Source organism: Streptomyces sp. NPDC007983 (assembly GCF_042958345.1).
GTDB lineage: Bacteria > Actinomycetota > Actinomycetes > Streptomycetales > Streptomycetaceae > Streptomyces.
Genome location: NZ_JBIBJI010000014.1, coordinates 59,676 through 83,848, shown reverse-complemented (window position 1 = coordinate 83,848; position 24,173 = coordinate 59,676). Strand labels below are relative to the sequence as shown.

The 24,173-nt window shown below is 72.5% G+C and carries 17 protein-coding genes; 9 read left to right on the top strand and 8 right to left on the bottom strand.

Annotation, left to right across the window (positions count from 1 at the left end):
* Window positions 1-52: 52 nt before the first annotated feature.
* The 6 genes from ACFZCY_RS32855 to ACFZCY_RS32830 form a co-directional block, all read right to left on the bottom strand.
* A complete protein-coding gene (locus ACFZCY_RS32855; protein WP_391181491.1) occupies window positions 53-1,843 on the bottom strand; it encodes a tetratricopeptide repeat protein in 1,791 nt (596 codons plus the stop codon).
* A 21-nt stretch (window positions 1,844-1,864) separates the two neighbouring features.
* Entirely contained in the window at window positions 1,865-2,839 is a 975-nt protein-coding gene (locus ACFZCY_RS32850) for an acyl-ACP desaturase (RefSeq protein WP_391181488.1), read from the bottom strand.
* A gap of 212 nt (window positions 2,840-3,051) precedes the next feature.
* Complete coding sequence (locus ACFZCY_RS32845) at window positions 3,052-3,294, bottom strand: hypothetical protein (protein WP_391181485.1); 243 nt, start codon at window positions 3,292-3,294, stop codon at window positions 3,052-3,054.
* A gap of 49 nt (window positions 3,295-3,343) precedes the next feature.
* The gene (locus tag ACFZCY_RS32840; RefSeq protein ID WP_391181483.1) at window positions 3,344-5,041 is read right to left on the bottom strand and encodes an alpha-L-fucosidase; all 1,698 of its coding nucleotides are present in this window, start codon (window positions 5,039-5,041) and stop codon (window positions 3,344-3,346) included.
* Between the two features lie 309 nt (window positions 5,042-5,350).
* Window positions 5,351-7,543, bottom strand: a complete 2,193-nt coding sequence (gene malQ, locus ACFZCY_RS32835; protein ID WP_391181480.1) for a 4-alpha-glucanotransferase — start codon at window positions 7,541-7,543, stop codon at window positions 5,351-5,353.
* Window positions 7,543-7,833 (bottom strand): hypothetical protein, encoded by a 291-nt coding sequence (locus ACFZCY_RS32830; RefSeq protein ID WP_361481750.1) that lies wholly within the window; start codon window positions 7,831-7,833, stop codon window positions 7,543-7,545. Before ACFZCY_RS32830 ends, malQ begins: the two co-directional genes overlap by 1 nt.
* 424 nt (window positions 7,834-8,257) lie before the next feature.
* Here ACFZCY_RS32830 and ACFZCY_RS32825 point away from each other — a divergent pair, with 424 nt between their 5' ends.
* Complete coding sequence (locus tag ACFZCY_RS32825; protein WP_391181767.1) at window positions 8,258-11,263, top strand: beta-N-acetylglucosaminidase domain-containing protein; 3,006 nt, start codon at window positions 8,258-8,260, stop codon at window positions 11,261-11,263.
* Between the two features lie 87 nt (window positions 11,264-11,350).
* Here ACFZCY_RS32825 and ACFZCY_RS32820 read toward each other — a convergent pair whose 3' ends face one another.
* Window positions 11,351-11,887, bottom strand: coding sequence for an HNH endonuclease (locus ACFZCY_RS32820; protein WP_361481753.1), 537 nt, complete (start codon window positions 11,885-11,887; stop codon window positions 11,351-11,353).
* A gap of 420 nt (window positions 11,888-12,307) precedes the next feature.
* On the opposite strand from ACFZCY_RS32820, the gene ACFZCY_RS32815 reads away from it, so the two are divergent.
* A complete protein-coding gene (locus tag ACFZCY_RS32815) occupies window positions 12,308-13,390 on the top strand; it encodes a mechanosensitive ion channel domain-containing protein (RefSeq protein WP_391181476.1) in 1,083 nt (360 codons plus the stop codon).
* Window positions 13,391-13,456: 66 nt separating this feature from the next.
* Here the strand turns inward: ACFZCY_RS32815 and ACFZCY_RS32810 are convergent, their stop codons facing one another.
* Window positions 13,457-15,394, bottom strand: a complete 1,938-nt coding sequence (locus ACFZCY_RS32810) for a protease pro-enzyme activation domain-containing protein (RefSeq protein ID WP_391181474.1) — start codon at window positions 15,392-15,394, stop codon at window positions 13,457-13,459.
* Window positions 15,395-15,620: 226 nt separating this feature from the next.
* Here ACFZCY_RS32810 and ACFZCY_RS32805 point away from each other — a divergent pair, with 226 nt between their 5' ends.
* The 7 genes from ACFZCY_RS32805 to ACFZCY_RS32775 all read left to right on the top strand — a co-directional run bounded on the left by ACFZCY_RS32805 (window position 15,621) and on the right by ACFZCY_RS32775 (window position 24,166).
* Entirely contained in the window at window positions 15,621-16,844 is a 1,224-nt protein-coding gene (locus ACFZCY_RS32805) for an ROK family protein (protein WP_391181471.1), read from the top strand.
* A 164-nt stretch (window positions 16,845-17,008) separates the two neighbouring features.
* The gene (locus tag ACFZCY_RS32800) at window positions 17,009-18,337 is read left to right on the top strand and encodes an extracellular solute-binding protein (protein WP_391181469.1); all 1,329 of its coding nucleotides are present in this window, start codon (window positions 17,009-17,011) and stop codon (window positions 18,335-18,337) included.
* A gap of 11 nt (window positions 18,338-18,348) precedes the next feature.
* Window positions 18,349-19,302 (top strand): ABC transporter permease subunit, encoded by a 954-nt coding sequence (locus ACFZCY_RS32795; protein WP_391181466.1) that lies wholly within the window; start codon window positions 18,349-18,351, stop codon window positions 19,300-19,302.
* A gap of 14 nt (window positions 19,303-19,316) precedes the next feature.
* Window positions 19,317-20,222, top strand: coding sequence for an ABC transporter permease subunit (locus ACFZCY_RS32790; RefSeq protein ID WP_391181464.1), 906 nt, complete (start codon window positions 19,317-19,319; stop codon window positions 20,220-20,222).
* Window positions 20,219-21,481, top strand: a complete 1,263-nt coding sequence (locus ACFZCY_RS32785; protein ID WP_391181461.1) for a 6-phospho-beta-glucosidase — start codon at window positions 20,219-20,221, stop codon at window positions 21,479-21,481. Before ACFZCY_RS32790 ends, ACFZCY_RS32785 begins: the two co-directional genes overlap by 4 nt.
* Window positions 21,482-21,558: 77 nt before the next feature.
* Window positions 21,559-22,629, top strand: a complete 1,071-nt coding sequence (locus ACFZCY_RS32780; RefSeq protein WP_391181763.1) for a BadF/BadG/BcrA/BcrD ATPase family protein — start codon at window positions 21,559-21,561, stop codon at window positions 22,627-22,629.
* Between the two features lie 124 nt (window positions 22,630-22,753).
* Window positions 22,754-24,166, top strand: coding sequence for a hypothetical protein (locus tag ACFZCY_RS32775; RefSeq protein WP_391181458.1), 1,413 nt, complete (start codon window positions 22,754-22,756; stop codon window positions 24,164-24,166).
* Window positions 24,167-24,173 lie beyond the last annotated feature (7 nt).

Here is a 24,173-nt window from a genome sequence, read left to right as displayed (position 1 = left end):
GGTTGTGGGCAATCGTTCCGCGGGGCGGGACGATTGCCCACGAACGGGGGTACTACTCGACCGGGTCGGGGAGGGCCAGGCGGGCCATGGGGCCGTACTCGCGCAGGACCTCGGGGTGGCGTTCGGCGGCCGTCCGCAGCCACCGCTCGGCCTCTTCCGGACGACCGAGCCCCCGTACGGCCTTGGCCAGCCAGTACGCGGCCTCCGCGTGGCCGCCGTCGTGGGCGGCGTGCAGCAGCGGTACGGCGTCGGCGTGGGCGCCGCGCCGGACCATGCTGCGCCCGGCGAGAAAGGCGGGCGGTACGAGCCCGGTGCGGGCGGCGCGGACGTACCAGCGCTCGGCCTGCTGGGGGTCGCCGCCGCGCTCCTCGGAGGTCCGGCCGAGCCACCACGCGGCGCCCCCGTGGCCGAGCCCGGCGGCGCGGTGGAACCAGATCTCGGCGGTGCGCCGGTTCCCGGCCTCGTCGTGGATGCGGCCGATGTCGTACGCGGCGGAGGCGTCGCCCTCGCCCGCGGCGGGTTCGTAGTACGGCACCATGAGCGTGCCCTTGGCGCCGCCCGACCGGTACAGCATCCGGCCGAGGGTGAGGAGGGCGCGCGGGGTACCGGCCTTGCGGTACCACTCGGCGGCCTCGGGGAGCCGGTGGATGTGGTCCAGGGCCTCGGCGTAGGCGTACCAGGCGTCGGGGCCGCCGTCCTCGGCGCGGGCGCGCAGCCCGGGGAGGCGGTCGCGCCAGTGGGCGGAGCCCTGCCGTGCGGGATCGTCGCGGAGGGCGGCGACGTCCTCCAGGGCTCTGATGACCCGTTCCTCGCTCTCCGAGAACGGGTCCCAGTTCTCCGGGTCGACGCCGGTGGACAGCAGCCATTCCTCGGCCTCGTCCAGCCGCCGCTGGCGGGTGCACAGCACGCCGAGGTTGTAACAGGCCCAGAAGTGGCCGCCGTCCGCGTCGTCGGCCGTGCGGTACCAGGACTCCGCGGCCCGCAGGTCGCCGCGCTCCTCGGACCAGACGCCGAGGACGAACGCAGCGCCGTCGTAGCCGAGTTCATGGGCGCGCTCGACCAGGGCGCGGGCCTCGTCCCAGCGGCCGGCGTCGCGGGCGACGAAGATGGCCTGGTCGACCAGGGCCTTGACGCTGCCGACCGCGGCGGCGCGGGCGTACAGCGCCTCGGCCTCGGCGGCCATGTGCGGATAGGTGTCGTACATCCCCGCCCGGCCGGGGTCCAGCAGCGCGCGCAGCGCCTCGTACGCGGCCTCGGGGTCGCCCGCGGTCTCCGCCGCGGCGAGGGCGTCGCGCCAGCCCGCCAGTTCCCCGAGCAGGTCCTCGATGACCTTGCGGGCGCGGGTGGCGACGTCGTCGCCCTCGGCGGACGCCTCGGCCAGCCGCTCCAGGGCGGTGTCCCACTCGCCCCGGGCGGCCAGCATCACGGCGCCGTTGGTCATGCAGGCGACGCTGCCGAGCGCGGCCCCGCGCCCGTACCACTCCTCGGCACCGGCCGGGTCGCCCGCCTCCTGCAGCAGCCGGGCGAGCCCGAAGGCGCAGCCGCCGTCGCGGTCGGCGGCGGTCCGGTACCACCGTTCGGCCTCGGCGAAGTCGCCGCGGTCCCGGTGGCATATCGCGAGGGTGCGCGAGGCGTCCGCGTCCCCGGCGTCGGCGGCCCTGGCCCACCAGGGCAGGGCCTCGTCCAACTGCCCGCGCCCGGTCAGGAGTTCGGCGTACGACCGGTACGCGCCCGGTTCCCCGGCCGCCGCCGCGGCCCGCAACTCGGCTGCCTCGTCACGGTTTTCACCGGCGGTTTCCCCGGGTGCCGCGCCGGACGTCCCGTGCGAAGGATGATCGACCATCACCCGATGGTGCCAGAGTGATCAATCCCGCTCGGCACGGGCCCTGCGCCGGGCCAGCAGCGCCTCGCGGCGCTCGTCGAACTTGGTGGCCTGGTCGTCCAGTCCGCCCATGTAGAGGCCCAGTTCCTCCTGCGCCTTGAGCCCTTCCGGACCGAGCCCGCCGATCTCCAGCACCTTCAGGAAGCGCAGCACCGGCTGGAGGACGTCGTCGTGGTGGATGCGCAGGTTGTAGATGCCGCCAATCGCTATCTGCGCGGCGGCGCGCTCGAAGCCGGGCATGCCGTGGCCGGGCATGCGGAAGCCGACGACGACGTCGCGGACGGCGCACATGGTCTGGTCCGGCGCCAGCTCGAACGCCTTCGAGAGCAGGTTCCGGTAGAAGATCATGTGCAGGTTCTCGTCGGTGGCGATGCGCGCCAGCATCCGGTCGCAGACCGGGTCACCGGAGTGGTGGCCGGTGTTGCGGTGCGAGATGCGGGTGGCCAGCTCCTGGAAGGCGACGTAGGCCACGGTGTGCAGCATGCTGTGGTTGTTGTCGGACTCGAAGCCCTCACCCATGTGCGTCATGCGGAACCGCTCCAGCTGCACCGGGTCGACGGCGCGGCTGGTGAGCAGGTAGTCGCGCATGACGATGCCGTGCCGCCCCTCCTCCGCCGTCCAGCGGTGCACCCAGGTGCCCCAGGCGCCGTCCCGGCCGAAGAGGGTCGCGATCTCGTGGTGGTAGCTGGGGAGGTTGTCCTCGGTGAGGAGGTTCACCACGAGCGCGATCCGGCCGACGTCGCTGACCTTGGACTGGTCGGGCGCCCAGGCCTCACCGCCCATCACGCCGTCGAAGTTGCGGCCGTCGCTCCACGGCACGTACTCGTGCGGCATCCATTCCTTGGCGACCTTCAGGTGCCGGTTCAGCTCGGTCTCGACGACCTCTTCGAGCGCGTACAGGAGCTGGGCGTCGCTCCAAACGGCCTGACCGTTGCGGCTGGAGGGGGCGAGGGTCACTACGGAGCTCCTGGGGACGGGGACAACGGGCTTTACCTACGGCTCCGTAGGTTACGACACCGTAGGTTAAAGCGAAAATAAACTGCCACCCCGCGTGTGGCGGCCGCTGACCCGGGAGGGGTACCCGCATACGACGAGGGCGCCCCCGGCCGGTCCGGCCAGGGGCGCCCTCGCAGCGCCGTTCAGCGCTTTCGTCTTTCGCTCGCCCGTCGTCAGTCGGTCTGCTGACGGGACTTCTTGTCACCCAGCATGACGAGGCCCGCGATCACCAGGAACAGAAGGATCGGGGCGACGACGAAGAGGCCCAGCGTCTCGGCGACGCTCAGGCCCGGACCCGGGTCGTCACCGTCGTCGCGGGTGAGCGCGAACGCGGGGGACGACATCAGCTGCATCACCGTCGTCGCGGCGATGACGGCACCGGCGCGCACGGCGTTCTTTTTGACCTTGTTGCTCACACGCTCAAGCTATCGGACGTCCGTGCGGGGCGCGTGCGCGGGGTGGCCCTTAACGCCGTTCCGCCCGGTGGACGGCCTGACCTTGGGGTTTCTGCGCCCGGTGGACGGTCACCGGCAGCAGCCGGGGCGTCGCGCGGGACTCCTGGACCCGCACCCGCACCGCGTCGGCGGTCACGGCCGCGGGCAGCGCCAGGAGGCGGCGCGCGCCGATGGTGGTGCCGGAGGCGATGTCCCGCCAGGCCCCCGCCGTCCGCGCCTGCACGGTGAACGCCTCGACCCGCTGCCCGTACCGGATGTCCTCGCCGAGCCGCACCCGGTCGAACGTCACGGGCCCGCCGCCGGTCGGCAGGCCGGAGCCGTAGGTCTTCGTCACGGCCGCGCCGAAGGCGGTCAGCGAGGCGACGTCGGCGTCGTCGATCCGGCCGTTCTTCGCGGGCGGGACGTTGAGGAGCAGCGAGGCGTTGCGGCCCACGCTGCGCTCGTACAGCGACATCAGCTGCGCGGCCGTCTTGGGGCGCTCGGCGGGGTGGTGGAACCAGCCGGGGCGCAGCGAGACGTCCGCCTCGGCCGGGTACCACTGCAGGTACTTCACGCCGGGGGCGGTCAGCTTCGCCCGGGAGCCGATGTCGGCGTCGGTCGAGTCGTTGGGCAGCCCTCCGCCGATCACGGTCCAGGGGTCGACGGCGGACGGGGTCACCGACCACTCCGTCTCGCGGGCGACGCCGCCCTCGTTGCCGACCCAGCGCACGCCCTGGGCGCCCTGGAAGACGACGGTGTCCGGGGAGAGGTCCTGGATCAGCCGGAACCAGTTGGTGACGTTGTACTTCTGCGTGACCCCGGCGCCCGACCAGGGGTTCGCGCCGTCCAGCCAGAACTCGTCGATCGGGCCGTACTGGGTGAGGATCTCGTAGATCTGGTTGAGGTAGTACGCGTCGTAGTCGTCGGCGGTGAAGCGGAAGCTGGGCAGCTTGCCGGAGGCGACGTCGGCGGCGCGGTCGTCGCCGGGCACGAGGGTCGGGATGGTGCGCTCGGTGGGCGTGCTGCCGTTGCCGTACCGGCCCTGCCCGGCGGGTGCGCGGCCCGCGTCCTCCAGTGCCATGCGTTCGGGCAGCGACAGTTGCTCGCCGTTCGCCTGCTTCTGTCTGACCTTCTCGACCCACTGGGCGTGCCAGGCGTGCGGCAGCTCGGCCCCGTCGGCGGGCGAGAGGTACACCCCGACCTTGAGCCCCGCCGCCCTTGCCGCCTTCACGTACGCCCCGAGGACGTCCCCGTCGGGGTTCTTGCCGCCGGGACCGCGGGTCCACCAGGGGCTGGCGGCCACGTCGTGGTCCGTGTACCGGCTGGGGTAGAGCACGAAGCCGTCGTGATGCTTGGCGGTGAGCATGACCTGCCGGGCGCCCGCCGCCTTGTACGCGCGCATCCACTGGCCGAAGTCGAGCGCGGCGGGGTCGAACAGCTTCTCGTCCTCGGTGCCGGAGCCCCATTCGCGGTCGGTGAAGGTGTTCATGCCGAAGTGGGTGAAGGCGGTGACCTCCCGCTGCTGCCAGGCGAGCTGGCCGGGGGTGGGGACGGTGTGGACGGCCTTGTCGATGATGCGGGCGGGGGTGTCGCAGGCCTCGATGACGTGCTGTGACGCGTTGGCGATGGGGGTGTCGCAGCCGTCCTGGGCGGCGGCGCCGCCCGTGGGTATCAGCGTGGCTGCGGCTGCCATGGTGGCGAGGGCGAGGGTGCGGAGTCGTCCGGGCATGGGTCCCCTCTACGGTCGTGGCTGTGTCCATGACAGCAATCCCCCACCCCGCCCCTCCCCAACCGGGGCCCAGCCCCGGCCCACCACGACCGGGCACAGGCCGTGGCCAAGCGCGCCCCGGTGGCCGGAGCCCCGGCTCTGCCCCGCAGTCGGGGGTCCGGGGGCTTGCCCCCGGTTTCGGGAAGGGGCGGGGTGGGGCCACATCCCCCGGTGGGGTCCGGGCCGAAGCCTCGCCGGGGCGAGGTGGGGCCGACCAGCCTCGCGGGGACCGGGACGGAGACCCGCGCCCCGGCTCTGCCCCGGATGGGGCTAGGAGCCCTCGGTGAGGGTGGTCATCAGGGCGTGCAGGCGGGGCGAGGACGCCAGGTCCTCCAGGGTCATCGGCCTCCCCGCCGCGTCAGCGATCGGCAGCCGCCAGTTCGGGTACTGATCCCACGTGCCCGGCAGGTTCTGCGGTCGCCGGTCCCCCACCGCGTCCGGGAGCCACACCCCCACCATCCGCGCCGGCGTCCGCAGCAGGAAGCGGTGAACGGCCCTGATCGCGGCCTCCTCGTCGCCCGGGCCCTCCGGCAGCAGGCCGAGCCGCCCCAGCAGCTCCGTCCACTCGGCGACCTCGGCCGCCTCGGCGGCCCGCTCGGCGGCGAGCGGGCGGGCGAGCAGGCCCAGCCGGTGGCGCAGGGCGACGTGGTCGCCCGTGAGCCGGGCCGCGGTGCTGGGGAGGTCGTGCGTGGTGGCCGTGGCCAGGCAGTCGGCGCGCCACTCCTCGGGGGCGAGCGGACGGGCCGGGCCGTCGCCGTTCCAGTCGCGTTCGAACCACAGCACCGACGTCCCGAGCACGCCCCGCCCGGCCAGGGCCTCCCGTACGCCGGGCTCGACGGTCCCCAGGTCCTCCCCTATGACCGCGGCCCCCGCCCGGTGCGCCTCCAGGGCGAGCACGCCGAGCATCGCGTCCGCGTCGTACCGCACGTACGTGCCCTCGGTCGGCGGGCGGCCCTCCGGGACCCACCACAGCCGGAACAGGCCCATCACATGGTCGATGCGCAGCGCGCCCGCGTGCCGCAGCAGGCCGCGCAGCAGCTCGCGGTACGGGGCGTAGCCGGTGGCGGCGAGGGCGTCGGGGCGCCAGGGCGGGAGGCCCCAGTCCTGGCCCCGGGAGTTGAAGGCGTCGGGGGGCGCGCCGACGGACATGCCGGAGGCGAAGACGTCCTGCAGGGCCCAGGCGTCGGCGCCCGAGGGGTGCACCCCGACGGCCAGGTCGTGCACCAGCCCGATGCCCATGCCCGCGTCGAGCGCCGCGCGCTGGGCGGCGGCGAGCTGGTCGTCGGTGAGCCAGGCGAGCCAGGAGTGGAAGTCGGCGCGGTCCAGGTGCTCGCCCCGGGCGCGGGCGGTGCGGGCGGAGCGCGGGTCGGCCAGGCCGTCGGGCCAGCCGCGCCAGTCGGGGCCGTACGTCTCGGCGAGGGCGCACCACAGGGCGTGGTCCTCCAGGGCCTGGCCGCGCTCGGCGAGGAAGTCGCGGTAGGCGGCCCGGCGGCCTGGGCTGAGGGGGACGGCCCGGACCAGCTCCAGGGCCTCGCGTTTGAGGGCCCAGACCGCGTCCCGGTCGATCAGGGCGCCGTCGCGCAGGACGGACGTACGGAGCGCGGCCGCGGCCTCCAGCAGCCGGTCGGCCCGCTCGCGGGCGGCGCCGCGGAGGTGGGCGTATTCGGGCACGTTCTCGACCCGCAGGTGGACGGGGTCGGGGAAGCGGCGCGAGGAGGGCCGGTAGGGGGAGGGGTCGGTGGGGGCGGCCGGGGTGCCGGGCACCGCCGAGTGCAGCGGGTTGAGCTGGATGAATCCGGTGCCGAAGGCGCGCCCGGACCAGGCGGCGAGGTCGGCCAGGTCGCCGAGGTCGCCCATGCCCCAGGAGCGGGCGGACAGCAGCGAGTAGAGCTGGACGAGGAAGCCGTGGGTGCGGGCCGGGGGTGACGGCATCCGGCCGGGGGCCACGATGAGGGCGGCGGTGGCGGTGCGCCCGTCGGGGGCGTGCGCGGTGAGGGTGTGCGTACCCAGGGGCAGTTCCGTACCCGGAGGCAGCTCCGCGCCCAGGGAGAGTTCCGTACTCAGGGACAGTTCCGCGCCCGGAGGGAGTTCCGCGCCCGGGCGCGCGCCAAGGGGTAATAACGGGCGCTCGGCGGCCGCCGGTCCCCACCCGCGTGGCGCGCCGTCCTCGGTGCGCACGCGCAGCTCCGTGCCGTCGGGCAGGGCCTCGGCCAGGCCGTCGGGCAGGGCCTGGCGCGGCGTTCCGCCGGGGCGCAGGACCACGCAGGGGGGTAGCAGCCGGTCGCGCTGTCGGCGTTCGTGCCGGTCCAGCGCGTCGTTCACTGATCGGGGGGTGGAGGCGTCCACGCCCAGCGCGGCGAGTACGGCCACGACGGTGTCCTCGGGCACCTGGACGGTGCGGCCCGGGGCGGGCTCGTAAGAGGTGGCGACACCGTGCAGCTCGGCGAGCCGCGCTCTGCCCATCAGTACTCCATCGGCTCCATGGCCGCGCCCGCGCCGGTCCCGGCGGCGGTCGGCTCACTGGTGAGAGGCAGTTCGGTGGCGAGTGGGGGCTCGCTGGTCAGGGGAATGTTGTCGGCGAGTGGGGGTTCGCTGGTGAGGGGCGCCTCGGTGGCGACACCGGACCCGAAGCCGTCGAGGCCGCACAGTCCGCAGTCGGGGTCGGAGACCCCGGCGAACGGGTCCGGCTCGCGCACGACGACCTCGGGCACGGGTTTGGACAGGGCGGTGGGGAGAAGAGCTGACGCGGCCACACGGACCTCCGTGGGGTGTCGGCAGTGTGTCAATGACGAGCCCTACCCACTCAATCCGGCCGCAGACGTAAACGATGCCTGGACGTGCCGTACGTCACACCCGCGGGACAGGCGATTTCGCGGCCGGGAGGGGTCGGGAACACAGAGCTTACGGACAGAGGCCGCCTTCATCCGTCAGACTTGCGGGGGCGACACGACGGCGCGCAGGGGGCGGCCCGCAGGGTGCACACAACCGTCGGCACCACCGCGGTCGCGGCAATGCCGACAGTTCGGTCATGCGCGTTGACACCCTCACCGGCGTACTGGTGGGCTCGTCGCCGATTGGCGCCTTTTTGTGGCCAGAAAGACGGGGCCGGCTATCTGAATCGAGGAGACGCCCGTGCACTTCCGGGGGAAGAAGCCGAGGGCAGTGGGGGCGACGGCCATGGCGGCCGCGGTCATCGGCGGATTGCTCGGCGGCGCCCAGGGGGCGAGCGCCGCACCCGTGGATCATCCCGGCACCGCCGGGACCTCCACACCGGACCGGAACAGCGCCGGAGCCGTGCCGCCGGTCTGGCCGCGACCCCAGTCGCTGCGCGCACAGGGGACGGATGTGGCGATATCCGGCGAGGCCACGCTGATAGCCGACGGCGACGCCGATCCGTACGCGCTGGACGCGCTGCGCTCCCTGCTCCACGACGCGGGGGTGCGTACGGTCACCGAAGCGACCCCAGGGGCCCCGGGGGGCACACCCCCGGCGCGCGGGCTCGTGGTGCACGCCGGAGGCAAGGGCGCGCAGACCGCGTTGCGTGCGCTGCGGGCGCCGGAGCGCGGCGACCTCCCGTCCGGCGGCTACCGGCTGGCCACCGGCCGGGTGGACGGGCGCGCCACGGTCGCGCTGGACGGCGTCGGATCGGACGGCCTCTTCCACGCCGTCCAGACGCTGCGCCAGCTGCTCGTCCAGCGGAAGGGCGACCAGGACGCCAAGGCGTTCGCCGGGGTCACCGTCCGCGACTGGCCCGGTACGGCGGTCCGCGGCACCACCGAGGGCTTCTACGGCTCCCCCTGGTCGCACCGGGACCGGCTGGCCCAGCTCGGCTTCATGGGCCGCACCAAGCAGAACCGCTACCTGTACGCGCCCGGCGACGACCCGTACCGCCAGGCCCGCTGGCGCGATCCGTACCCGGCCGAGCGGCGCGAGGAGTTCCGCGAGCTGGCCACCCGCGCCCGCGCCAACCATGTGACCCTCGGCTGGGCGGTCTCCCCCGGCCAGGAGATGTGCTTCTCCTCCGACAGCGATCTGAAGGCGCTGCTGAAGAAGGTCGACGCCATGTGGGCGCTGGGGATGCGCTCCTTCCAGCTCCAGTTCCAGGACGTCAGCTACAGCGAGTGGCACTGCGGCAAGGATGCCGACACCTTCGGCTCCGGCCCCGAGGCGGCGGCGAAGGCGCAGGCCAGGATGGCCAACGCGGTCGCCCGTCACCTGGCCGGGCGGCACCCGGACGCGGCCCCGCTCTCGCTGATGCCGACCGAGTACTACCAGGACGGCGACACCGACTTCCGGCGCGCGCTGGCCGCCGATCTCGACACCGCCGTCGAGGTGGCCTGGACCGGCGTCGGGGTGGTGCCCCGGACGATCACCGGCGGTGAGCTGGCCGGCGCCCGGGCCGCCTTCGGCCACCGGCTGGTCACCATGGACAACTACCCGGTCAACGACTACGCCCAGGACCGGATCTTCCTCGGCCCCTACACCGGCCGGGACCCGGCCGTGGCCACCCAGTCCGCCGCCTTACTGGCCAACGCCATGGAGCAGCCGACCGCGTCCCGCATCCCGCTGTTCACGGCGGCCGACTTCGCCTGGAACCCGCGCGGCTACCGCCCCCAGGAGTCCTGGCAGGCGGCCATCGACGACCTGGCCGGACCGGACGGCAAGACCCGCGCGGCGCTGCACGCGCTCGCCGGGAACGACGCGTCCTCGGTGCTCGGCGGCGACGAGTCCGCGTATCTGCGGCCCCTGACCGACGCCTTCTGGTCGGCGGTCGGCCGTACGGACGTGGGGCGGCTGGACCGGGCGGCGGACCGGCTGCGCGCGGCGTTCGCCACGATGCGGGACGCCCCGGAGCGGCTGTCCGGGACGCTGGGCGACGACGTACGGCCCTGGCTCGACCAGCTCGGGCGCTACGGCGACGCGGGCGTACGGGCGGTGGACATGCTCACCGCCCAGGCGCACGGCGACGGCGACAAGGCGTGGACGGCCCGGCTGGCGGTGGAGGGGCTGCGCGAGAAGATCGCGGGCAGCCGGGTCACGGTCGGCAAGGACGTGCTGGACCCCTTCCTGAAGAAGGCCCTGGCCCAGGCGGACGACTGGTCCGGCGTGAAACGGTCCGGCAAGGAGAAGCTCCGTACGCGCGAGGCCGATCAGGCGGCCGCGGACGGCAAGGCGACCACCACGGTGGCCTCCCCGGGCAAACCGGTCACCGTGCGCTTCGGCCGCACCCGCCCGCTGTCCTCGGTCTCCGCACTCACCGGGCGGTCCGCGGAGGGCTCGGGCACCGTCGAGGCCCATGTGCCGGGCGAGGGCTGGCGCCGGCTCGGCGCGCTGGCCGCGGACGGCTTCACGCAGGTCGGCGGCAAGGGCATACGCGCCGACGCGGTCCGGCTGAGCTGGGCGGCGGGCACCACGCCGCCCACCGTGCACGAGATAACCCCCTGGTTCGCCGACACCCCGGCCGCCGAGCTGCGGCTGTCGCGGGAGTCCGTGGACGCCGAGGTCGGCGGCCGGTCCGCGACCATCAAGGCCGAGCTGACCTCACTGCGCCCGGGCGATGTGAACGACGAGCTGACGCTGCGCACCCCGCGCGGCATCACGGCCCGGGCCCCGGAGGGGGTGACGGCCCCGCGCGGGGCCACGGCGACCGCCCGGATCGAGGTTTCCGTCGACAAGGACACCAAGCCGGGCGCGTACGCCGTTCCGGTCCGCTTCGGGTCGCAGCAGCGCATGCTGACCGTCCGGGCCCTGCCCCGCACCAGCGGCCCCGACCTGGCCCGCGCGAAGGGCACGAAGGCGACCTCGTCCGGCGACGAGACCCCCGACTTCCCCGCCTCCGCCGCCGTCGACGGCGACCCCGGGACCCGCTGGTCCTCCCCCGCCGAGGACGGCGCCTGGCTCCAGCTCGAACTGGCCCGCCCGACCCACCTCGGGCGGCTCGATCTGCGCTGGCAGGACGCGTACGCCTCGCGCTACCGGGTCCAGGTCTCGGCGGACGGACGCACCTGGCGCACGGCGGCGACCGTCACCGACGGCAAGGGCGGCCTGGAGATGGTGGGGGTGGACGCCCCGGACACCCGGTTCGTCCGGATCCAGGGCATCGAGCGCGGCACCCGCTTCGGCTACTCGCTCTGGTCGGTAGCGGCGTACGCGGCGGAGAAAACGGAGAAAACGAAGAAATAGGCCCCATCACCGTGCGGTGCCCCCACCTCGACGGTCGGGGGCACCTGCCGGCGGGACCCGGTCCCGAAAAAGCGCCGGCCCGGTATCTCAGGCGGATTTGCCGTCGATCCGGGCCATCGCGTCGTCCGCGCCGAATGCCTCCAGGTATGGCAGCCAGCGCGGGTCCCTATGGCCGGTGCCGATGATGCGCCAGGCGAGGCCGGACGGCGGCGCGGGTTGATGGCGCAGCCGCCAGCCGATCTCGGCGACGTGCCGGTCGGCTTTGACATGGTTGCACCTGCGGCATGCGGCGACCACGTTTTCCCAGGTGTGCTGCCCGCCACGGCTGCGCGGGATGACGTGATCGACGCTGGTTGCGACGCCACCGCAGTAGGCGCATCTGCCGCCGTCGCGGGCGAACAGGGCGCGGCGGGTGAGCGGGACGGGTCCGCGAAAGGGCACCCGCACGAAGCGCTTCAGCCTGACGACGCTGGGAGCGGGGATCGCACGGGTCGCGCTGTGCATCAGGGCGCCTGAGTCCTCGAGGCTGATGGCCTTGTCATTGAGGACGAGAATGAGCGCGCGGCGGAGCGGTACGACGCCGAGCGGCTCGTACGACGCGTTGAGGACCAGGACATGCGGCACGGATGCCTCCTTGTACGCCGGCGGCGCGTGGCTCGCGCCGGGACGATCTCCCCCAGTTTCCCCTGAACCCTGGCCGGAACGCCACTATCACCGGGTTAACGGTTGAGAGGCATTTCCGCGTACCGCGCGTATACGACCCGCCCACGACCCGCCCACACTGCACACGAGGCCCACTAGAGCTTCGCTGGAGTGGCAAGAATCACGGCCCCGGGCGACCTTCGGGGCGCCCTGCGGACGACCGGCCCCCGGGCGGCGGCGGAAACCGCGAGCTGAGGCCGTTCCCCCTGCTTTCGTGCGCCCCCCGGGCGCGCTCGCGCGCTCTCGAACACAGGAACGGCACTTTCCCGCGCCCGGCTACTGTGTGAAGGAATTGCGCGTGCGCCATCCGCGCGGGCATGCCGTAGACGAAGGGTTTCCGCTGTGTTCTGGTCCGCTGCTCTGGCCGCTGACTCGACGCCTCGTCCCACGACCCCGACTCTGGACGATGCGCACAGGAGCGCCACCAACGCCGCGGGCTGGGTGGAGGAGAACTGGTCCACCTGGCTCAGCGTCGGGCTGCGCATAGCCCTGATCCTGGTGATCGCGTTCGTCCTACGGTCCGCCGTGCGGCGGGGGATCACCAAGCTGATCGAGCGCATGAACCGCACGGCCCAGGCCGTGAACGGCACCGCGCTCGGCGGGCTGCTGGTCAACGTCGAACGGCGGCGGCAGCGGTCCGCGGCCATCGGCTCGGTGCTGCGCTCCGTCGCCTCGTTCGCGATCATGGGGACCGCGGGGCTGATGATCCTCTCCGCCCTGCAGATCAACCTGGCGCCGCTGCTCGCGAGCGCCGGTGTGGCGGGTGTGGCGATCGGTTTCGGCGCCCGCAACCTGGTCACCGACTTCCTCTCCGGCGTCTTCATGATCCTTGAGGACCAGTACGGGGTGGGTGACTCGATCGACGCGGGGGTGGCCTCCGGCGAGGTGATCGAGGTCGGTCTGCGGGTCACCAAGCTGCGCGGGGACAGTGGGGAGATCTGGTACGTCCGCAACGGCGAGGTCAAGCGGATCGGCAACCTCAGCCAGGGCTGGGCGACGGCCGGGGTCGATGTCCAGATACGTGCCGACGAGGACCTGGACCGGGTCCGCGAGGTGATCAACCAGGTCGGCGTGGACATGGCCAAGGACGAGCCGTGGAACGAGCGGCTGTGGGAGCCGATAGAGGTGCTGGGGCTCACCGCGGTCTATCTGGACTCCATGATCGTCCGGGTCTCGGCGCGGACCATGCCGGGCAAGTCCCTCGATGTCGAGCGCGAGCTGCGCTGGCGGATCAAGAAGGCGCTGAACGAGGCGGGCATCCAGCTGGTCGGCCGCCCGCCCGAGGGCGATCCGGCAGGCGAGCCGGTCGACGCGACGGCGTCCATGACCGCGCCGTCCGCGCTGGCCAACCCGGAGTCCCCGCAGTCCGCCGCGGCCAGTCCCCTCACGCCGCCCACGACGACGCCGCCCGCCCCCTCGAAGTGAACCGCCCGCCCCCTCGAAGCGAGGGGACGGGCGGCACGGCGGGCGCAGGCGCGGATCAGCGGCGGATCAGCGTCGGTGCGCGCCGAAGGACGCCAGGTATCCGGCGGCCGGGGTGCCCACCCCCGTCACGTCGTCGTAGCCGACGACCGCGCTGAGCGAGCTGTCACGGCCGAGGCTGCGCAGCGAGGTGACCAGGCCGTCCGAGGCGTCGTGGCTGTTGACGTAGTCGACCCGGACCACGCCGAGCGAGACCCCGGCGCCCAGCGGATGGTCGGTCACATCGTGGTACGAGGCGGTGCCGTACCGGCCGTACAGCGACGGGTTGGCGAAGCCGAGCGGCCGTCCGCCGCCCGCCTGCTGGGCCAGCGCCTGGACGCCGGCGATCACCGGGGCGGCCAGCGAGGTGCCGCCGATGCGGTATTCGCCGTACTGGAGCGATCCGTCGGGGAAGGTCTGCGTCTGCCCCACCAGGAAGCCGGTGTTGGGGTCGGCGACGGCCGCGACGTCCGGGGTGACGCGCTGCTTGGCGGTTCCGCCGTTCGCCCGGGCGAGCGCGTCGGGCACCACACCGCGCTGGTAGAACGGCTGCGGCACGGTCTTGCTGGTGCCGCCTCCGGCGCCCGAGGTGTACGCGCCGGGCAGCGAGTTCCAGTTGCTGCCGTCCGACGTGAGGGTGGCCTTGGTGGTGCCCCAGCCGGTCTCCCACTGATACGTGTTCTTCTTGCCGACGGCCAGTGAGGTGCCGCCGACGGCCGTCACCCACGCCGAGTTGGCGGGGGTGTCGACCTGCTTGGTGCCGGTGGAGGCGACGTTGTCGCCGTTGTCGCCGGAGGAGAAGTAGAAGCCGATGCCCTCGACCGCGCCCTGCTGGAAGATCTGGTCGTAGGCGAGCGCCAGGTCCGGGGTCTGGTTGGCCTCCACGTCGCCCCAGGAGTTGGAGACGATGTCGGCCAGCCGGTTGTCGACGACCTTGGCGAGCGCGTCCAGCAGGTCGTCGTCGGTGCAGGACGCGCCGCCGACGTAGACGAGGTCGGACGCGGGGGCCAGCGCGTGCACGGCCTCGACGTCGAGGGTCTCCTCGCCGTACCAGCCGCTCGCGTCGCAGTCCTCGGTGTTCCGGTACTCGGCGGGCAGCACCTGCGTCAGCTGGCCCTTGCGATAGCCGGGGTCGCCGTTGCGCTTCGCGTAGCGGGCGGCGTCGGCGGCGATGGTCGGCGAGGCGAAGGCGTCGGTGATGGCGACCGTCACGCCCTTGCCGGTGTTGCGGGACTTGGCGCCGTAGGCGGCGCGCAGCTGCTTGCCGGTGTACCCCTTGATGGCGTACGGCTGCTTGGCGCCGTACGCGGAGGGCAGGCTCTTGTCGGTCCGGGAGCCGTAGTAGCTGGAGAACGGCCCGGCGTTCTTGAAGACCGCACCTGGCGGCGGCAGCGTCTCGCCCTGGGTGGCCATGTGCCTGGCCCGCTTGGGCGCGTTGTCCAGGCCGACGACGGTGAGGACGGCGCCGTTCAGCGAGGCGGGCACGGTGGCGGCCTTGGCCGGGGCCCGGTAGACCGTGCCGTCCTTGGTGTAGTTGTGCAGCTGGGTGCCGAACGCCTTCTCGGCGGCGGCCACCTGGCCGGTCACCGAGACGTAGTGCTCGTTGTGGCCGGTGACGGTGAGCCCGGCGCCCCGCAGCCAGTTGGTCACGGCGTCGGTCTGCTGCCGGGTCGGCCCGAACCGCGCCCGGGTCTGCCGGGCCGTCAGGTACTTGCCGTGCGTGGGCGAGGAGGGGTCGGACACGGCGGCGGCGTAGTCCGCGAGCCCCTTGGCGTCCCGCCCGGCGAGGTAGACGCGCGCGGTGACCTTACCGCTGTCGGCGGCGGCACCCCGGTCCGAACTCGCCGTGGCCCAGGCGGGCTTGGTCGCGCTCAGGGTGTCCCGTCCGGGCGGTGCGGAGTCGGCCTGAGCGACGGGTATGCCCACCGTGAGCGGCAGTGCCGTCGCTATCACCAAGGCCGCGCGCATGCGGAAGGAAGACGACCTGAAAGAAGACGATGTCACCTGGCCCCCTGTGAGTGATCCATATGGTCGATAGGCCACTCTCTCGGTGTCTTGTCCATGCCAGGTCCATGGCTTCGCCAAGAAGACACCAAATCCGGACGCTCACACCCATTGACGCCGCCCCGGAAGCGTCTTACTTTCCTCTTCATCAATAGGAAAGTTTCTTAACAGAGTGAGGCGGGGCACCACCATGGCCGCACCACCCCCCGGCAACACCCCCAACGGCACGCCCGGGACCCCCCGGGTCCTGCGCGCCATGAACGACCGGGCCGCGCTGGACCTGCTGGCCGCGCACGGCCCGCTGACCCGGACCCGGCTCGGGGAGCTGACCGGGCTGTCCAAGCCGACCGCCTCACAACTGCTGACCCGCCTGGAGTCCGCCGGGCTGGTCCGGCCGACCGGCAATGTGACCGGGCGGCCCGGACCCAACGCCCAGCTGTACGAGATCAACCCGGCCGCCGCCCATGTCGCGGCGCTCGCCGTCGACCAGGAGGGCATCACCGCCGCCGTCGCCGACATCACCGGCCAGGTGGTCGGCGAGCACCGGGTGACCGCCCCCACCACCGACGAGTCCCTGACCGGCCGCACCGCGGAGCTGGTGGCCGAGGCCGTCGACGGCGCCCTGGCCGCGGCCGGGCTCGACCGGTCCGATCTGCACGGGACCGTCATCGGCACCCCCGGCGCCCTCGACCCGCGCACCGGGAAGCTGCGCTACGCGCCGCACCTGCCCGGCTGGCAGTCGCGCGCCCTGCGGGACGAGCTGGCCGAGGTGCTGCACACGCCGATCGTCATCGAGAACGACGTCAACCTGGCGGCCGTCGCCGAACAACACCACGGCACCGCCCAGGACTTCGACGACTTCGCCCTCGTCTGGGCCGACGAGGGGGTCGGCGCGGCCATCGTGCTCGGCGGCACGCTGCTGCGCGGGGCCACCGGCGGAGCCGGGGAGATCGGCTACATGCCGCTGCCGGGCGCGCCGCTCGCCCGCGGCGGACCGGACGCGGCGGCCGCGCCGGACGGAGGCGGCGGGTTCCAGAAGCTGGTCGGCTCCCCCGCCGTCGTGGAGCTGGCCCGGGAGCACGGCATCGAGGCGCCCACGGCCGCCAAGGCGCTCGCCACCGCGCTGCGCACCCCGGGGGCGGGCGATCAGGTGCTGACCGAGCTGGCCCGGCGGCTGGCCACCGGGCTCGCCTCCGTCGTCGCGGTGGTCGACCCGGAGCTGGTGGTGCTGTCGGGGGAAGTCGCGCAGGCCGGTGGGGAGCGGCTGCGCGAGCTGGTCGAGGCCGAGCTGACGGGGCTGGCACTGCCCCGGCCGGAATTGCGGATCAGCGATATCGAGGGGGATCCGATACTCATCGGCGCGCTGCGTCAGGCGGTCGCCGATGCGCGTAACACCGTTTTCGACACCGCCTGAGAATCACCGCCTGAGATTCACCGCTGAGAATCACCGCCTGAGATTCACCGCTGAGATTCACCACCTGAGAATCACCGCCTGAGACACCGCCTGAAATTCACCGTCCATCCGGCGCCCGTACCGCCGCTTCCCCTGCCGTCCCCCGCAGTAAAGGAAGTACCCCCATGCCCCGAATGCCGGCTGTCCTCGTCCCGGTACTGAGCGCCGGTGCCCTGCTGCTGACCGGTTGTGCCAATCCCAGCACCGGCAGCGCGACCGACGATCCGTCCAAACCCGTCACGCTGAAGTTCTGGCACGGCTGGTCGGACAAGAACGAGGTCAAGGCGATCGACGCCAGCATCGCCCGGTTCGAGAAGCTCCACCCCAACATCAAGGTGAAGGCGACCGGCAATGTCACCGACGCCACCTTGAACCAGGCGCTGCGAGCCGGCGGGGACGACGCTCCGGACGTGGCCTCGTCGTTCACCACCAACAATGTCGGACAGTACTGCTCGTCCGGGATGTGGGCGGATCTCGACCCGTTCATGCAGAAGACCGGCCTGGACAAGAACAAGGTCTTCCCCAAGACGCTGCTGGACTACACCAGCTATGACGGCGACCAGTGCGCGCTGCCGCTGCTCGCCGACGCGTACGGGATGTACTACAACAAGGACGCGTTCCGGGAGGCCGGGATCTCCCGCCCGCCACGCACCATGTCGGAGCTCAAGCGGGACGCCGTCAAGCTGACCAAGCGCACCAAGAACGGCGGTTACGAGCGGGTCGGCTTCATGCCGAACTTCCGGCTCTACCAGAACAGCCCGGACCGGCTTTTCGCCCAGTGGGGGCCGACCTACTTCGGCAAGGACGGAAAGGCGCGGCTGGCGAAGGGCAGCGCCGCAAAGGACTTCTTCGCCACCACGCGGGATCTGGTACAGAGCCAGGGCGGCTACGGTCCGCTGGAGAAGTTCCGTACCACCTTCGGCGACGAGATGTCCTCGCAGAACGCCTTCCTCACCGGCAAGCTGGCCATGCACATGGACGGCGAATGGCGCGGACTGTTCATGAAGGGCGCGAAATTCAAGTGGGGCACCGCTCCCCTGCCGGTGCCCGACGACAAGCCCGAGACCTACGGCCGGGGCTATCTCACCGGAACGGTGATCGGCATAGGGCACAGCAGCAAGCACCAGAACGCGGCATGGGAACTGGTGAAATTCCTGACCGCCGACACCAACCAGGTCGTCTCCTTCGCCAACGCCATCCACAACGTGCCGTCCACCAAGGCGGCGCTCACCTCCCCCAAACTCGACCCGGACCCCACCTTCCGTGCCTTCCTGGACATCGCGCAGAACCGATACAGCACCGCCCTGCCCGCCTCGATCAACGGCGGACAGTACGTGGTCTCCCTCCAGGACTTCTCCTACGGCGTCGAGGGGGGCAAGGTGCACGACCTGGACAAGGGGCTGAGGGAACTCGACAAGGAAATCGACGCCGACAACCTCCAGGCCCAGAACTGACGGAGCGCGACATGGCCACAGTGATGAACTCCCCCGCCCTGCGCCGTAAGGCCATGCGCCGGCGGCTGCGCACCCTCGGTTTCCTCTCCCCCTGGCTGGTCGGTTTCACCGTCTTCTTCGGCTATCCGCTGGTCGCCACCATCTATTTCTCCTTCATGCACTACAACCAGATCGAGGCCCCGACCTTCGTGGGGCTGCGGAACTGGCGGTACGTATTCGAGCAGATGCCGCTGTTCGGCCCGGCGCTGTGGAACACGCTCTGGCTGGTCGTGGTGATGGTCGCGCTGCGGGTCGTCTTCGGCCTCGGGATCGGCCTTCTGGTGACCAAGGTCAAGGCCGGGGTCGGCTTCTTCCGCACCGCGTTCTACCTCCCGTATCTGGCTCCCCCGGTGGCGGCCACGGTCGCCTTCGTCTTTCTGCTCAACCCCGGCACCGGCCCGGTGAACGACATCCTCGGAAACGTCGGGATCTCCGCCCCCAACTGGTTCAACGACCCGGCGTGGGCCAAGCCCTCGCTCGTCCTGCTGTCCCTGTGGGGCATCGGCGACCTCATGGTCATCTTCATGGCGGCGCTGCTGGACGTGCCGAAGGACCAGTACGAGGCAGCCGAGCTGGACGGCGCCGGGGCGCTGCACAAGTTCCGCTATGTGACCTGGCCGTCGATCACCCCGATCGTGATGTTCGCGGTCGTGACGGGCGTCGTCCAGACCATGCAGTACTACACCCAGGCGCTGGTGGCCGGAAAGCTCGCCTCCGGCGTCACCATCGGGCCCGGTTCGGTCATCCAGCCCGGCTATCCCGACCACTCCACCCTCACCGTGCCGCAGCTCGTCTACTCGCTCGGCTTCCAGAACTTCAACACCGGAGCCGCCTGCGTGCTCTCGCTCGTACTCTTCGCGATCGCGATGGCAGTGACGACGCTGCTGATGCGCCGGCGCGCCGGCCTGCTGTCGGCCGAGGACTGAGAGGACCGTCCGCCATGACCGCAACCACCACTCTCACGGCGCCCTCCGCGCCCGTCCGCCCCCGGCCCCGGCGCTCCCCCGCCCCGGCCGCCCGCCGCCGCGCCGCGCTCCACTGGATCGCCGTGCACACCGTCGCCATCGCCGCGGCCCTCTTCTTCCTGCTGCCGTTCGTCTTCGTCTTCCTGACCGCCGTGATGAGCGACAGCCAGGCGATGAGCGGCGCCCTGTGGCCCACCGAATGGCACTGGTCGAATTACGCCGATGTCTTCCGGACCCCCGGATTCCTCGACTGGTGGCGCAATTCGCTGATGTACGCGGTGCTCGGCACCCTGTTCACGCTCTGCTCGTCCATTCCGGTCGCGTACGCGCTCGCCAAGTTCCGCTTCCGCGGCCGCCGTACCGCCATGCTCCTGGTCATCTCGACGATGATGCTGCCGCCGCAGGTCGTCGTGGTGCCCATGTATCTGGTGTGGGCGCAGCAGTTCCATCTGTCGGGGTCGCTGTGGCCCCTGATCATCCCGATGGCGTTCGGGGACGCGTACTCCATCTTCCTGCTGCGCCAGTTCCTGCTGACGATTCCGAAGGAATACCTGGAGTCGGCGCGGGTCGACGGCTGCGGTGAGTTCCGTACCCTGCTGCGCATCATCGTTCCGATGGCCAAGCCGGGCATCGCGGCCGTCGCGCTCTTCCAGTTCTTCTACTGCTGGAACGACTACTTCGGCCCGCAGATCTACGCCGCGCAGAATCCGGGCGCCTGGACGCTCAGTTACGGGCTGGAGAGCTTCAAGAGCGCGCACAGCGTCAACTGGAATCTGACGATGGCCGCGACACTGCTGGTCATGGCCCCCGTCATCATCGTCTTCTTCTTCGCCCAGAAAGCCTTCGTCGAAGGCGTCACACTGACAGGAGTCAAGGGTTGAAACTCGCAGTCGTGGGGGGTGGGTCCACCTACACCCCCGAACTCATCGACGGGTTCGCCCGGTTGCGGAACGCGCTCCCGATGGAGGAGCTGGTCCTGGTCGACCCGGCTGCGGACCGGCTGGAGCTGGTCGGCGGGCTCGCCCGCCGGATCTTCGCCAAGCAGGGCCACCCCGGGAAGATCTCCTGGACCGACGACCTGGACGCGGGCGTGGACGGCGCCGACGCGGTGCTGCTCCAGCTGCGCGTCGGCGGCCAGGCGGCGCGCGAACAGGACGAGACCTGGCCGCTGGAGTGCGGCTGCGTCGGCCAGGAGACCACCGGCGCGGGCGGGCTCGCCAAGGCGCTGCGTACCGTACCCGTCGTGCTGGACATCGCGGAGCGGGTACGCCGCCGCAATCCGGACGCGTGGATCGTGGACTTCACCAACCCGGTCGGCATCGTGACCCGGGCGCTGCTGACGGCCGGGCACCGGGCCGTCGGCCTGTGCAACGTCGCCATCGGCTTCCAGCGCAAGTTCGCGAAGCTGCTGGGCGTGGCGCCCGGGGAGGTGACGCTGGAGCACGTCGGCCTCAACCACCTCACCTGGGAGCGGGCGGTGCGCGTCGGCGGACCCGACGGGGAGGACGTGCTGCCCAAGCTGCTCGCCGAGCACGGTGGGGCGATCGCGGACGACCTGCGGATGCCGCGCGACCTGGTGGACCGGCTGGGCGTCGTCCCCTCCTACTACCTGCGCTACTACTACCAGCACGACGCCGTCGTACGGGAGCTGCGCACCAAGCCGTCGCGGGCGGCGGAGGTCGCGGCGATCGAGCGCGAACTGCTGGAGATGTACGGCGACCCCGCGCTTGAGGAGAAGCCGGAGCTGCTGAGCCGGCGCGGCGGCGCGTTCTACTCGGAGGCGGCGGTCGACCTGACCTCGTCGCTGCTGCGCGACAGCGGGGAGGTGCGCATCGTCAACGCGTTCAACGACGGCACGCTGCCCTTCCTGCCCGACGACGCGGTGATCGAGGTCCCGGCGACCGTGGACGCGCAGGGCGCGAAGCCCCTTCCGGTGCGCCCCCTGGAGCCGCTGTACGCCGGGTTGGTCTCCCACGTCACGGCGTATGAACACCTGGCGCTGGAGGCAGCGTTGAAGGGCGGGCGGGAGCGTGTCTTCCAGGCGCTGCTCTCCCACCCCCTCATCGGCCAGATCGACTACGCCGAGAAGCTGACCGACGACCTGATCGCGCACAACCGGGAGCACCTGGCGTGGGCCTGACGCAGTCCGAACCGGCCGGTTCCGCACCGGCCACCACCGCCTCGGCACCGGCCTCCTCCGCCGCGCCGGGGCCGTCCGTGCTGGCGATCGACGCGGGCAACAGCAAGACCGACGTCGCGCTGGTCGGCCCGGACGGCACCGTGCTCGGCACGGCCCGCGGCGGCGGCTTCCGGCCGCCCGTCGTGGGCACCGAGCGGGCCGTCGGCGGGCTGGCGCGGCTGGTGGAGGAGGCGGCACGGCAGGCCGGCGGCTCCGGTCCGCCGCGGGTGGGGCACGTCTCCGCGTGCCTGGCCAACGCCGATCTGCCGAGCGAGGAGGAGGAGCTGACGGAGGCGCTGGCCGGCCACGGCTGGGGCGACACCGTCACGGTCGCCAACGACATCTTCGCGCTGCTGCGGGCCGGGGTCGCGGACGACGGCGAGCCGACCGGCGTCGCCGTCGTCTGCGGCGCCGGTATCAACTGCGCCGGGCTGGGCCACGGCGGGCGCACCGCCCGCTTCCCCGCCATCGGGCGGCTCTCCGGCGACTGGGGCGGCGGGGGCTTCCTGTCGGAGGAGGCGCTGTGGTGGGCGGCCCGCGCGGAGGACGGCCGGGGCGAGCCGACCGAGCTGGCCCGCGCCCTCCCCGCGCACTTCGGCCTGAGCACGATGTACGAGCTGATCGAGGCCGTCCACCTGGGGCGGCTGGAGCCGTCCCACCGCTATGCGCTGACCCCGGTGCTGTTCGCGGTGGCCGCTGGCGGCGACAAGGTCGCGCGCGCGATCGTCGACCGCCAGGCGGAGGAGGTGGTCACGATGGCCACGGTCGCGCTGACCCGGCTGGACCTCCTGGCCGAGGAGACGCCGGTCATCCTGGGCGGCGGGGTGCTGGCCGCCCGGCATCCGCAGCTGGACGACCGGGTCCGCGCGCTCCTCGCGGAGCGCGCCCCGAAGGCCGCGCCCCGGGTCGTCACGGCCCCGCCCGTGCTCGGTGCAGCGCTGCTCGGCCTGGACCGCACCGGCGCGCCACCGGCGGCGTACGGCCGGCTGCGCGCGCACTACGACGGGGCCGAGGGGGCGGCAACGCAGGCGGCAACGCAGCGTGCGCGAAAGGGCGTCACGGAAACTGACGGTGACGAAAGGGGAACCGGAAGTCCCTCCCGAGCGTAATCAGAGTGGGGAGGGGAGATCGCGATCCGAGCAAGATCCAGGCAAGACCGGTGACCTGGTCGGTGGGCGCGGTCCATACTTCTGCGGACAGTGACCGTGGGGTCCGGACCAAGGGGGAGGTCTTGTGTCACATCTGTCGGCCATCGGCAGACCCGCGCCGCCGCCCGCGCCCGCGGCCCCGCCGCCGCGGACCGCGTGGCGGGAGGGCCTGGACCGGTTGCGGACCGCGGCCACGACGGAGCCCGGGCGGCTGCGGATCATCGGAGCCGTGCTGGCCGCGCTGGTGGTGGCGTTCGGGGCGGTGACGGCCTGGCAGGTCTCCGACCGCGAGACCGCGGCCGACGCGGTGGCCGAGCACAGCCAGCCGCTGAGCGCGGACGCCGCACGGATCTACCGCTCGCTGGCCGACGCCGACACCACGGCGGCGAGCGGCTTCCTGGCGGGCGGCCAGGAGCCCGCCGCGGTGCAGCGGCGGTATGAGCGGGATATCGGCACCGCGTCCGAGCTGCTGGTGCGGGCCGCGGCCAACACGGACGGTTCGGCCTCGGCGCGCGCCGAGATACGGAAGATCAGCCAACTGCTGCCGGTCTACACGGGCCTGGTCGAGTCCGCGCGCGCCAACAACCGCCAGGGCCTGCCGCTGGGCGGCGCGTATCTGCGGTATGCGAACGACACGATGCGCACCCGGCTGCTGCCCGCCGCCGACCGGCTGTACGAGGTGGAGACCGCCCGGCTCGGCGAGGACTACGGGGACGCGAAGTCCTGGCCCTGGGCGGCGATGGGGGTGGGCGTGGCCGCGCTGGCCGCCCTGGGCTGGGCCCAGCGCCGCAACTACCGGCGGACCAACCGCGTGTTCAACCACGGTCTGCTGGGCGCGTCCGCCGCCGCCGCGGTGGTGCTGGCGTGGCTGGTGGTCGGCCATGCCATCGCCCGCGCCGATCTGAACGAGTCCGACGACCACGGGGCGAAGTCCCTGCGGGTGCTCAACGAGGCGCGGATCGCCTCGCTGCGGGCCCGCGCCGACGAGAACCTGACGCTGGTCGCGCGCGGCGCGGTCGTCGTCGACAAGGACGGCGCCGACAAGGGCAAGGACGCCTACGAGGTCAGCTACGCCTCCCGGATGTCCGGGCTCGTCGGCCGCGAGTCCGGCAGCCGTCCCGCCAAGGGCAGCCTGCTGGGCCGGGCGCGGCAGCTCGCGGACGACAGCGGGGGCCGGGAGCCGGTGGAGGCGGCCGCCACGGCGGTCCGCACGTGGCAGGCCCGCCACAAGGCGGCGCGCGGCGCCGACGACGCGGGCGACTACAAGGGCGCGCTGGAGAAGGTCATCGGCGCCAAGGACAGCACGGGCGAGTCCTTCGACCGGGTGGACGACGAGCTGGCGAAGGCGCTGGACCATGAGCAGCGGCAGTTCCAGCAGGCCGCCGACAGCGGGCGCGGGGCGTTCACCGGGATGGCGGCCGGGGCCGGGACGCTGGCGGTGCTGGGCGCGGCGGGCGCGGTTCTGGGCATAGGCCGCAGGCTGTCGGAGTACCGGTGACGGCGAT

Bases quoted from the DNA above. Each gene is read 5' to 3' on its own strand.
- ACFZCY_RS32790 (WP_391181464.1), top strand. From the start codon at position 19,317: ATGACCGCAACCACCACTCTCACGGCGCCCTCCGCGCCCGTCCGCCCC.
- ACFZCY_RS32855 (WP_391181491.1), bottom strand. From the start codon at position 1,843: ATGGTCGATCATCCTTCGCACGGGACGTCCGGCGCGGCACCCGGGGAA.
- malQ (WP_391181480.1), bottom strand. From the start codon at position 7,543: ATGGGCAGAGCGCGGCTCGCCGAGCTGCACGGTGTCGCCACCTCTTAC.
- ACFZCY_RS32800 (WP_391181469.1), top strand. From the start codon at position 17,009: ATGCCCCGAATGCCGGCTGTCCTCGTCCCGGTACTGAGCGCCGGTGCC.
- ACFZCY_RS32805 (WP_391181471.1), top strand. From the start codon at position 15,621: ATGGCCGCACCACCCCCCGGCAACACCCCCAACGGCACGCCCGGGACC.
- ACFZCY_RS32825 (WP_391181767.1), top strand. From the start codon at position 8,258: ATGGCGGCCGCGGTCATCGGCGGATTGCTCGGCGGCGCCCAGGGGGCG.
- ACFZCY_RS32810 (WP_391181474.1), bottom strand. From the start codon at position 15,394: ATGCGCGCGGCCTTGGTGATAGCGACGGCACTGCCGCTCACGGTGGGC.
- ACFZCY_RS32840 (WP_391181483.1), bottom strand. From the start codon at position 5,041: ATGCCCGGACGACTCCGCACCCTCGCCCTCGCCACCATGGCAGCCGCA.
- ACFZCY_RS32795 (WP_391181466.1), top strand. From the start codon at position 18,349: ATGGCCACAGTGATGAACTCCCCCGCCCTGCGCCGTAAGGCCATGCGC.